This window comes from Methylophaga sp. OBS4 (assembly GCF_026319305.1).
Classification (GTDB): domain Bacteria; phylum Pseudomonadota; class Gammaproteobacteria; order Nitrosococcales; family Methylophagaceae; genus Methylophaga.
Genome location: NZ_JAPDMV010000051.1, coordinates 1 through 10453 on the forward strand (window position 1 = coordinate 1; position 10453 = coordinate 10453).

Sequence of the window (10453 nt, forward strand, 5' to 3'; positions counted from 1 at the left end):
TCCGTGAGCAATTACAGGGCAGCTATGTAGACAGCGTCACCCGTGAAGGCTTTGCCATGGCCAATGATATCAGTGCCTATAGTTTTGCCGCCCTGGCCAAGGCGGGCAAGACCATGCTGGCAGGACGTAATGGCTCTTTATTGACACTGAGTTACCTCGGCGCAGTACGTGCGATTGATAACTATAACGTCATGGGCATAGCTAAAGCAGCATTGGAAGCGAATGTCCGTTACATGGCCTATTCTCTCGGCCCTGAAGGCATTCGTGTTAATGCCGTCTCTGCAGGTCCGATTAAGACGCTGGCGGCCGCCGGGATTGGTGATTTCGGTAAAATGCTGGCTTATGGCGAGCGTAACTCTCCCCTGCGCAGAAACGTCACTATTGAAGAAGTCGGCAACGTAGGCGCTTTCCTCTGCTCTGATCTCGCCTCTGGCATCACCGGTGAAATCACCTATGTCGATGCCGGTTATAACATTGTCGGCATCGGTGACAAATAGGCCGATATCAATCTGCTAATATACCCGTAATACTTGGAAATGCGCGTATCACGGGTATTATGACAATACAGGGCATTTTAATTGCCCTGTTTTGTTTTGGGGCTAGAAAAAACGGGGTAAACATGTCTCACTCGCACGCCATGGCCTTGCTGGCTTTTATTATTCTCGGTGCCATTGGCGGAGTCCTGTTTGGTTGGTATTTTGGCGAAGCAGCCAGCAGCATTAACTGGCTGGGCACATTATTTCTTAACGCTCTGAAAATGACAATTATTCCACTGGTGATGGCATCCATCATCAGTGGTATCGGATCGTTGGGTGATATCCGCAATCTGGGCCGTCTCGGCGGCTACACTATCATTTATTACACTCTGACCACAGCCATCGCGGTATTGACAGGTTTACTGGTGGTGAACTGGATTCAACCGGGTGCCGGTATTCAACTCACTCAGGCAGCGGTTCCTGAACATATCCTGGCCAAGCAGGATACCGGCATCACTGATATTCTCCTGTCGCTGATTTCTCCCAATTTGATCTCCGCCGCCAGTCAGACACAGCTATTGCCTTTGATCGTGTTTGCCATTTTGTTCGCCATGGCGTTAACCACCCTGGGTGACAAATCCAAACCCGTATTTGCCATTTTTGATGGCATTAATGAAGCAATGATGAAACTGGTCATCTGGGTGATGCACCTGGCCCCGATTGGTATTTTTGCCCTGATAGCAGCCAGACTGGGTAATGCCGGTGGCGGTGAACAGTTCCTCGCCGAAATTAAAGCCGTAGGTTTGCATGTGGTCACTGTGCTGACCGGTTTATTGATACATGGCATTATTTTATTGCTGATATTGCTGCTGGTAGCCCGCCGCGGCCTGGATTACCTGGTAGGGATGGCAAGGGCCCTGCTGACAGCATTCGGCACGGCCAGCTCTTCAGCCACGTTGCCGTTGACCATGGAGTGCGCCCGCGAAAACCAAGTGGACGCCAAAGCGGTGAAATTTGTCCTGCCCTTGGGCGCAACCATCAATATGGACGGTACCGCCCTCTATGAAGCTGCTGCCGTTTTATTTATTGCTCAAGCTTATGGCGTTGATCTGAGCTTGATGCAGCAGATGATCGTGTTTGTCACCGCCACCCTGGCAGCGATTGGCGCAGCGGGTATTCCGGAGGCAGGACTGGTCACGATGGTGATTGTATTAACAGCAGTGGGTCTGCCTCTAGACGGCATCGCTTTATTATTGGCCGTAGATTGGTTCCTGGATCGCTTCCGTACCACCATCAATGTCTGGGGTGATAGTGTCGGCGCTGCGGTCATTGATCGACTGACATAAAAAAAGGCGCCGAAGGCGCCTTTTCTAGCATCTGATTGAACAAATCTACCGCAAAGTTTTATCAAGTATTTTGATATTCGCTTCAGCGCGTAAACTATCGATAAAAGCTTGCAGCTCGGCATTGGCTTGGATCCGGGCCAGTTGTGCCTTTAATGCCTGTTGCTCTTGCTGTGCCACATCAGCGGGATCACCGTTCTCTACCCCTGTCAGCTTCACCAGCACATAGTTACCATTATTAGCAGTAAAGCCCTGAAATTGAGGTTCAGCGCCTGGTTTAGGCATGGAAAACGCATGTTGCAGAATTTGTGTGCTGATTTCTTTACTATTACGGGCATAAAATGCCGGTGCCTGCCAGTTGCTCAGCAAAGTCTCAGCTGTTGCGCCTGATTTCAATTCAGCTAAAATCGATTCACCCTGCTCGCGTGCCAAATCACTGGCTTTTTCAAATTTGAGCTGTTCACGAATTGCCGGGGCAACCGACTCAAACGGTAATACCGTCGACGGAATATGCTGATTTTTATGAACAACAACCAAGTTGGTATCAGACAACTCAATAACGGCACTGTTCAAATTGTTTTGCAATACATCTTCACTGAACGCGGCATTTATTACTTTTTGCTCACTGGCAATACCGCTTTCCGTACCACTACGGGTAAAACTGTCTGTCGTTTTGACATCCAATTCCAACGCTTCCGCCGCCACATCAAGATTATCGGGATTTTCGTAACTCAGATTGGCAAGCTCCTCAGCCTTGTCATAAAACACCGTTTCAGCTTGCTGACGGCGATACAAAGCTTCGACTTCATCGCGTGCTTCAGCAAAAGATTTACCTTCAGCGTGTTGAATACCCGTGAGCTTGATCAGGTGATAACCAAATTCAGTTTTGACCGGTTCGCTGATCTCACCTACCTGCTCCAGTGCAAACACAGCCTCTTCAAAAGCCGGTTCCATCACATCACGTTGGAAGAACCCCAGATCGCCGCCTTGAGCTGCTGAGCCCGGATCCTGAGATGACTCTTTAGCCAGGGCTGCAAAGTCTTCACCTTGCTGTAGGCGTTGCCGAATAGATTCAATGCTGGCCAGCGCATCAGCATCATTGCCTTCGATAAGAATATGGCTGGCACGACGCTGCTCCGGCCCGACAAATTTATCTTTATTATCGGCATAGAACTGTTTCAACTCGGTGTCGTCGACATCCAGGCTTTGCGCGATTTCGTCTACCGAAAGCTGAATATAGTTCAATTTGATTTGTTCAGGAGCGGTGTAATTGGCCTGATTGTTATCAAAAAACTGTTTGACCTCATCATCACTGACCGTAACCTGTTCAAGGTAATCCTGAACGGGAACAACACCATAAGCGATTTTACGTTTTTGTTTTTCCAGTCTCAGCAGCGTATCGACCTCTTGCTCCGTCGCGATCGCCGTGGTCTGAATGTTTTGCATCAGTTGTTGTGCCAGCAGATCAGTGCGCAGCTGAGCTTCGTAGCTCGCCGGGTTATAACCGGCTCTGGCCAATACCATCGCATAATATTCCGGATCAAATTGACCGTCCCGCTGAAAGGCCGGTGTGGTACGGATGACCTGAGACACTTCAGCATCGCTGATTTGCTGGCCCAAGGCCTTATTAACATCCTGAATCAGTTTTTGTTCAATCAAACCGTCCAGCACATTACGTCTGACCATCGGCCCTTCAAACATGTCAGGGTCAAACTGTTCGCCCAGCATATTACGCATCTGGTTCCGATATTGTTGCAACGATTGTTGCAGTTCTGCCTGTTTGATGGGGGCACCGTTTACTTCTGCTACCACAACATCAGAAGGACCTGTCAGGTAGGAATTCACCCCCCACAAGGCAAAAGGAATACTGATAAGGCCGACGATAAACCAGGCAATCCATCCCTGGGCGCGATCACGTATGAAATGCAACATAGAAGAGAACCTTCAAGATAATGTTGTTAAACCAGTAGTTTAATATAAAAGACAAAAAAAAAGGCGCATGGAATGCGCCCTTCTTTCGTATTGGCGGAGCGGACGGGACTCGAACCCGCGACCTCCGGCGTGACAGGCCAGCATTCTAACCAGCTGAACTACCGCTCCTGATATTCCTGGTGGGTGCTGAGGGGTTCGAACCCCCGACCCTCGCCTTGTAAGGGCGATGCTCTCCCAGCTGAGCTAAGCACCCCAAGAAAAGGAGCTAGTTTACAGCATCTTTAAGAGCTTTGCCAGCCTTAAATGCAGGGATTTTTGCAGCAGCGATTTTGATTTCTTCGCCGGTACGTGGGTTACGACCAGTACGCGCAGCACGTTCACGCACAGAGAAAGTACCAAAGCCAACCAAAGTGACTTGATCACCTTTGCCCAGTGCTTTGGTAACGGCTGCTGTCACGCCGTCAACAGCTTGTGCGGCTTTTGCTTTTGAAATATCTGCAGCTGCAGCAACTGCATCGATTAGTTCAGATTTATTCACAGCTTAATTCCTCATATCTTATTAATAGTTATGTCGTCCAAGTCCCAATAGCTACTCATCTCTGACACACAGTCCTATTGGTTGTGTGTATCTAACTACAGCAAAATCAGCGTGTCAAGAAGGAGAATTTCAGTTGCTGACAAGATTTCTTCTGTGTTTACGGCTATTTTCCGGTGCAAGCTTGATAAGCTTCGGCCAGCCACGAATATTGTCAAGCCTGCCAGTGGTGCCGACAGGCTCTGGTTAACGCAACAAACTGGGCAACAGAGACTGTCTCCGGTCTTTGGGCAGGATCAATGCCCGCCTGCAAGAGCTCCTGTTCTGTTGTCATATTTTTCAGTGTGTTAGCAATGGTTTTTCGGCGCTGACTAAAGGCCTTAGTGACCACTTTATTCAAATCTTCCAGCTCAACCTCTCCCCCGACCCTCTGCTTGAGTGGCTGCAAGTAGATAAGCGCAGACTCCACCTTGGGTGCGGGATCAAACGCTTCCGGCGGCACCATAAACAACAACTCAGCATGGCACTGGTGTTGCACCATAATACTCAAACGACCATACTGCTTATTGCCGGGCCGCGCACAGATGCGCTCAACAACTTCACGTTGCAGCATGAAACACATATCATCAATACAGTCTGCCTGGTCCAGCAAATGGAACAATAATGGGGTCGTGATGTTGTAGGGCAGATTACCTATCACCCGTAGTTTTTCATCCGCTGACTGCAACTGATGATAGTCAAAACGCAAAGCATCAGCTTCATGAATGGATAAATGTTCATGTTTTGCCAGTTTCGCATTCAAAAGCGGCACCAAATCGCGATCCAGCTCAATCACATCCAGTTGATCGCATCGAGACAGTAATGGTGCGGTCAATGCGCCGCGGCCGGGACCAATTTCCACTAAATGCTGCCCGGCTGCCGGACTGATAGCTTCAACTATCGCATCAATTACCGCTTCATCATGGAGAAAGTTCTGTCCGAACCGTTTGCGGGCTCTGGGGTATAGGGAAGAATGTGTCATATTAACCTTGGCTGTTTGCCATCATGATGGCCATATCGACGGCAGCTTGCAGGCTGGTGGCACTGGCTTTACCTGTGCCGGCCAAGTCAAGCGCCGTGCCATGATCAACCGACGTGCGTATAAAAGGCAATCCGAGCGTGATATTAACTGCTTTGCCAAAGCCGTGATGTTTTAACACGGGCAGTCCCTGATCGTGATACATGGCTAATATCACATCAAAATGCTGTAGTTTGTCCTGATTAAAGATGGTATCCGCAGGCCAGGGACCGCTAAGCCTGATGCCTTGGGCTGAAAGCTGCTCGATGACCGGAGTAATGACCTCAATCTCTTCACGCCCCAAGTGGCCCCCCTCCCCCGCGTGCGGATTCAAACCGCAGACGGCAATCCGCGGTGCGGCCAGGCCGAACTGCCTTTGCATGGACTGATGAATGATTTGTATCACCTGCTTCAAGCTGTTCTGGCTAATGGCCTCACTGACTTCTTTCAGGGGAAGGTGTGTGGTTGCAAGCGCCACCCGAAGACTATCGGCCGCCAGCATCATCACCACCTTGTCAACACCCGCACCTTCAGCAAAAAACTCCGTATGGCCACTGAAAGTAAAACCGGCATCATTAATCACCCCTTTGTGCACAGGGGCGGTTACCACGGCATCGAAACGTTTGTTTTGACAGCCCTCCAGCGCCAGCTGCAGCGTATCAAGCACATAGCAAGCATTAGCCACATTGAGTTGGCCTGCGATACTCGGTTGCCGCAAAGGCACCGGACAGTAATAAAGGCTTCCGGCTGGTGCCGTTATCGCAGGCTGAGACAGGTCCGCTTTGATTAAATTGATTTTGAGCCCTAAGGCCTCGGCACGCTCGCTCAGCAGGTACGGATCGGCTATAGCAATCAGTTGCGCCTGTTGCTGGTCCTGAGCCAGTTGAATACAAATATCCGGGCCGATACCAGCCGGTTCCCCGGCAGTCAGCGCAACCCGTCTAACAGAACTCAAAGTTCACGGTACTCCACATAGGCTTCATCGCGCAATGCACGTAACCAGCTCTCCATTTCTTCGTCGATCTTGCGTTGGCGGATCTGTTCACGAGCTTTGTTACGTTTAAACTCATCGGCCATGTTCTGTTCACGACGGTCGATGACCTTGACAAGATGCCAGCCGAAACGGCTTTTGAACACGTCGCTGAGTTCACCAATCGCCAAAGCATCCATTTTCTCTTCAAACTCAGGCACCATCACGCCGGGACTGGTCCAGCCCAAACTGCCACCGTCAATAGCTGAGCCGGTATCATCAGAATGCGCACGCGCAAGTTCAGCAAAGTTCTCGCCACTTACAATCCGCTGGCGCAATTGTTCAAGCCGGTTTTCTGCTTGCTCATCCGTGGTCAATTCATTGGTGCGTATCAGAATATGGCTGGCAAGCGTCTGTTTAACCAGGTGGACTTCCTGACTTTTCTTATCTTTTACTCTGACCAGGTGAAAGCCACTGCCACTACGCAGCGGTTCACTGACCTCCCCTACGACCAACTGAGGAACTACTTCAGCGAACAATGACGGCAGCTCACCTTGCTTACGCCAGCCAAGCGCGCCCCCTTCCAATGCGTTCTGACCATCGGAATACCCCGCTGCCACTTCAGCGAAATCGCCCCCTTCTGTTAACAGAGCCTGTATTTTTTCCAATTTCTTTTGTGCTTGTTGCACGTCTTCCGGTGCCGCCGCCTCAGGTACACTGACAAGAATATGTTGCAGTTGATATTCAACTTCACTGCCGTCCTGGGCCGTCTGGGTAGACAGGAAATTATCCACCTCGCGGTCAGATACCACCACCCGATCTTCCACCTGACTCTTACGCAGGCGAGTAATGATCATTTCTTCTCGAATGGTCTCGCGAAAATAGCTGAAATCATAACCATCCTCTTGCAGCACATCTCGGAACTGCCGCAGATTCATATTATTATTGTTAGCGATTTGCCTCAAAGCGGCGTTCAAAGCATCATCACCAACCCGCACACCCACGCTGTCAGCTCTTTGCAGTTGAATGCGCTGCATGATCAAGCGCTCCAGTACCTGACGGCGCAGAATATCACCGGGTGGAACCGCTGCCTCGCGCTGTCGCAGCTGCTGGCGGACAGTTTGTTCCATCTCTCCCAGATCACTTTCCAGAATCACTTCATCGTTTACGACCGCAACAATACGATCCAAAGGCTGTGCCCATACAGTGGATGCCAACAACAAACCGGCCAATAGATACTTAATCATTAAAACTTTTTACTCCAAGATTCACGCGGGCATTATAAAGCAATGCAGCCATGACTGCGCACAGCACAACAGACAAGATTCAGGGGCAATGAGTTCAGTCTGTTTCGTAACCGCGAATACTGCGTTGCAACAGACTGTCTGACTTCTTACCAAAGCTGCCCAGCCCTTTCAACTCAACCTGCAGATAGATCGACATATTGCGGTCATCATCATCCGCGTCATTAACATAGTTTCTGACTGCCAGACGCGTGGCCCAGCAACAACTATTATATTCAACACCTGCCAGGCCTTCCAAAGTCCTGCCTTGGTCAATGGCGCGGTACCATCTCCCAAACACACTCCAGCGATCGCCGACAGGCATTTGCGCTGAAACATCAATATGTTCCAGCCCTTCAAGGGTATTGGTGGTTATATCATCACGACGGTAACGGTGTGAAATATTGAAAATCCGTCCTTCGCCACCGCGGTAACGCAAGCCAACAGATGACATATTGGACATATCGTCATTCGGATCCCATTGAATCTCGCCACTGACAGACCATGTATCGGAAATATAGGCAACAGCCTCTGCAATCATGTCAGAATCAGAGCGGTTATCCACTCTACCATTGGGCAGAGTGACTTCACGATCGGTAAAGTATTGAATCTGTCCGACTGTCAGGCGCAGATTCTCTTCACCCGTCTCCTCATCAAGCAGACGGGATGTCACTGCCAGCGACAACTGATTAGCATCGCCCACCCGGTCACGACCGATGAACCGGTCATACGAGAACAGTCTGATCATATTAAAAGTGGATAAAGAAGTATCAAAATCCGGAATATCAGACTGATCACGACGGGGAATGTAAAGGTAAAAAGCGCGGGGCTCGATGGTCTGAATATAATTGCCGTCGCCGAAACTCAGTTCACGTTCAAAGAAAACACCGGTATCAAAACTCGTCACCGGCAAGGTTCGAGTCGCACTGTCATCAAAGCGATTGTTGGTGTCATTGGTAAGATTGTATCGAGTATGATTAAGCGCAACACGAGGCGTAGCAAAAAAGGCTGAGGTGCCCATCGGCAGACTGATGGCGGGTTCAAAGTCGATGCGCTGGCCTTCCACCTTGTCATCATGGTCAAACTCCACATACTCCGCATCCAACTCGTAGGTGAGCCCTAACGCCTGATCCGGCAAAAAACCGCGCAGTAATAACTGTGGCAAACGTTTATATGGTTCAGCTATATCATCAGCCAAGGTCTGATAACCCTGTAAACGTGCAGTGAAATTCCAGTTATTACCGATATAGCCGGTTTCAACCAAACGATTGAGATGTGTCTGACTGCTCAGATTAAGACTGGAACCGAAATCTTCGAAATAATTGTTATCAGACACATAGTTATAATCGACTCTTGCCCGCCAGCGATTATCAAAACGACTTAAATGTTGCCAGGAAAACAACTCACGATCCTCCTGGAAATGAGGGTTGATATCGTCACCGTCTTTTTTTAAATCATCAGAATCCAGGAAAGACGCTTCGACCTCACCTTCACCCGATTCGAATAAATAGCGAAACTGTCCATTCAGCATCAACCCGCGGTCAGCCATATAGCGGGGGGTTATTGTTGCATCCAGGTTGGGGGCGATATTCCAGTAATACGGCGTGCTCAAATCAAAACCGGTTTCATCACTACTGCCGATAGAAGGAACCAGAAAGCCCGATTTACGTTCGTCATTGAGCGGGAAGTTAATATAAGGGGTATAAAACACGGGTAAACCACCCAGGCGCAACACTACATGTTTCGCCTCACCCACGGCTTTTTCATGATCCAGATGCACCGTGTTTGCTTTCAATTTCCAGGCATTATCACCCTCGGGGCAAGTGGTGTAAGTGGCATTTTTCATATCCGTATTTGTTTTACCGCGACGTAAAACATGACTGGCTTCGCCCCGTGCATGCATTTGACGAACACGATATTCGGCATTGAGCATCCTGCCTTTATCATCGCTTAATGACCATTCTGCCCGCTCGGCATCAATAATCATTTCACTGTCACGCAAGCGCACATCACCACTGGCTGTCACATCGCCCGTGTTGCGATTGTAGGTAGCACGTTGTGAACTCAGTTGTTGACCGGCGCGAGTGACATCCACATGCCCCGAAAAAACCGAGGTACCGTTCTGAAGTAATTGAACATCTTCGGCTTTGACATCAATTTCGCTCTGTTCCGAATCTGCTGCCGTAAACGGCAGGAATTGGTCCTCGTAACCAAAATGACAACTCAACCCATCCTGAGCGGCCACCGTCCCGGCAAAACAAGACATTAACACCGTTGATATAACCTTCCTTTTGCGCATGACCATCCTCAAGCTACTGTTTGAGCCACAATTGACGTCCTGACGGAATAAACTAGCCACCAAGTTTATCGCATATATAGAAGAAATCGGCAAATCACCTATGCCAGCCCATAGCAATTCCTGGCTGATACCAATGTTGCTTCAACAACTTAGCTGATAACATCACGACAGCGTAATATTTTTACCACCCGCTGTTTCCGTTTTAATCGCTTAAAGGATGAAATTTATTTGCAATCATCTGTTGACAGTCAGAGCGCTAATCCATATAGTATGCGCTTCCTTTCGGGGCTATAGCTCAGCTGGGAGAGCGCTTGCATGGCATGCAAGAGGTCGGCGGTTCGATCCCGCCTAGCTCCACCAAAACACCGAAAGAAAAGTTTTAGGTCCCCATCGTCTAGAGGCCTAGGACACCGCCCTTTCACGGCGGTAACGGGGGTTCGAACCCCCCTGGGGACGCCATATAAAACGGGCCTGTATTACAGGCCCTTTTTATTTTAAAGAATAAATAACCCTTAACGGGGTAAATAAGTCACTGGGTCCCCATCGTCTAGAGGCCTA

General features: G+C 49.4%; 8 protein-coding genes and 4 tRNA genes. 4 read left to right on the forward strand and 8 right to left on the reverse strand.

Annotated elements, in window-relative coordinates; all coding sequences use genetic code 11:
* Together OMP95_RS11935 and OMP95_RS11940 are read left to right on the forward strand one after the other, a co-directional pair.
* Positions 1–497 (forward strand): enoyl-ACP reductase FabI (locus OMP95_RS11935; protein ID WP_266329137.1); only part of this gene is annotated, 497 nt, incomplete at its 5' end.
* Positions 498–619: 122 nt separating this feature from the next.
* Positions 620–1822: a dicarboxylate/amino acid:cation symporter gene (locus tag OMP95_RS11940; protein ID WP_266329139.1), complete on the forward strand. Its 1203-nt coding sequence runs from the start codon at positions 620–622 to the stop codon at positions 1820–1822.
* A gap of 45 nt (positions 1823–1867) precedes the next feature.
* Here OMP95_RS11940 and OMP95_RS11945 read toward each other — a convergent pair whose 3' ends face one another.
* The 8 genes from OMP95_RS11945 to OMP95_RS11980 form a co-directional block, all read right to left on the reverse strand.
* Entirely contained in the window at positions 1868–3751 is a 1884-nt protein-coding gene (locus OMP95_RS11945) for a SurA N-terminal domain-containing protein (RefSeq protein ID WP_266329141.1), read from the reverse strand.
* Positions 3752–3842: 91 nt separating this feature from the next.
* Positions 3843–3919 (reverse strand) — tRNA-Asp (locus OMP95_RS11950).
* A 9-nt stretch (positions 3920–3928) separates the two neighbouring features.
* A tRNA-Val gene (locus OMP95_RS11955) sits at positions 3929–4004 on the reverse strand.
* 12 nt (positions 4005–4016) lie between these two features.
* Positions 4017–4289, reverse strand: coding sequence for an HU family DNA-binding protein (locus tag OMP95_RS11960; RefSeq protein WP_266329143.1), 273 nt, complete (start codon positions 4287–4289; stop codon positions 4017–4019).
* 211 nt (positions 4290–4500) lie between these two features.
* Positions 4501–5307 carry a 16S rRNA (adenine(1518)-N(6)/adenine(1519)-N(6))-dimethyltransferase RsmA gene (gene rsmA / locus OMP95_RS11965; protein WP_266329145.1) on the reverse strand — a complete coding sequence of 269 codons (807 nt, stop codon included), beginning with the start codon at positions 5305–5307 and terminating at the stop codon, positions 4501–4503.
* 1 nt (position 5308) lies between these two features.
* On the reverse strand, positions 5309–6298 hold the full coding sequence (gene pdxA / locus OMP95_RS11970; protein ID WP_266329147.1) for a 4-hydroxythreonine-4-phosphate dehydrogenase PdxA: 990 nt from the start codon (positions 6296–6298) through the stop codon (positions 5309–5311).
* Positions 6295–7560, reverse strand: coding sequence for a peptidylprolyl isomerase (locus OMP95_RS11975; protein ID WP_266329149.1), 1266 nt, complete (start codon positions 7558–7560; stop codon positions 6295–6297). Before OMP95_RS11975 ends, pdxA begins: the two co-directional genes overlap by 4 nt.
* Before the next feature lie 94 nt (positions 7561–7654).
* Positions 7655–9862: an LPS-assembly protein LptD gene (locus OMP95_RS11980; protein WP_266329151.1), complete on the reverse strand. Its 2208-nt coding sequence runs from the start codon at positions 9860–9862 to the stop codon at positions 7655–7657.
* Between the two features lie 317 nt (positions 9863–10179).
* Here OMP95_RS11980 and OMP95_RS11985 point away from each other — a divergent pair.
* Positions 10180–10255, forward strand: a tRNA-Ala gene (locus OMP95_RS11985).
* 23 nt (positions 10256–10278) lie between these two features.
* Positions 10279–10354: transfer RNA gene (locus tag OMP95_RS11990), tRNA-Glu, on the forward strand.
* Positions 10355–10453: the final 99 nt, after the last annotated feature.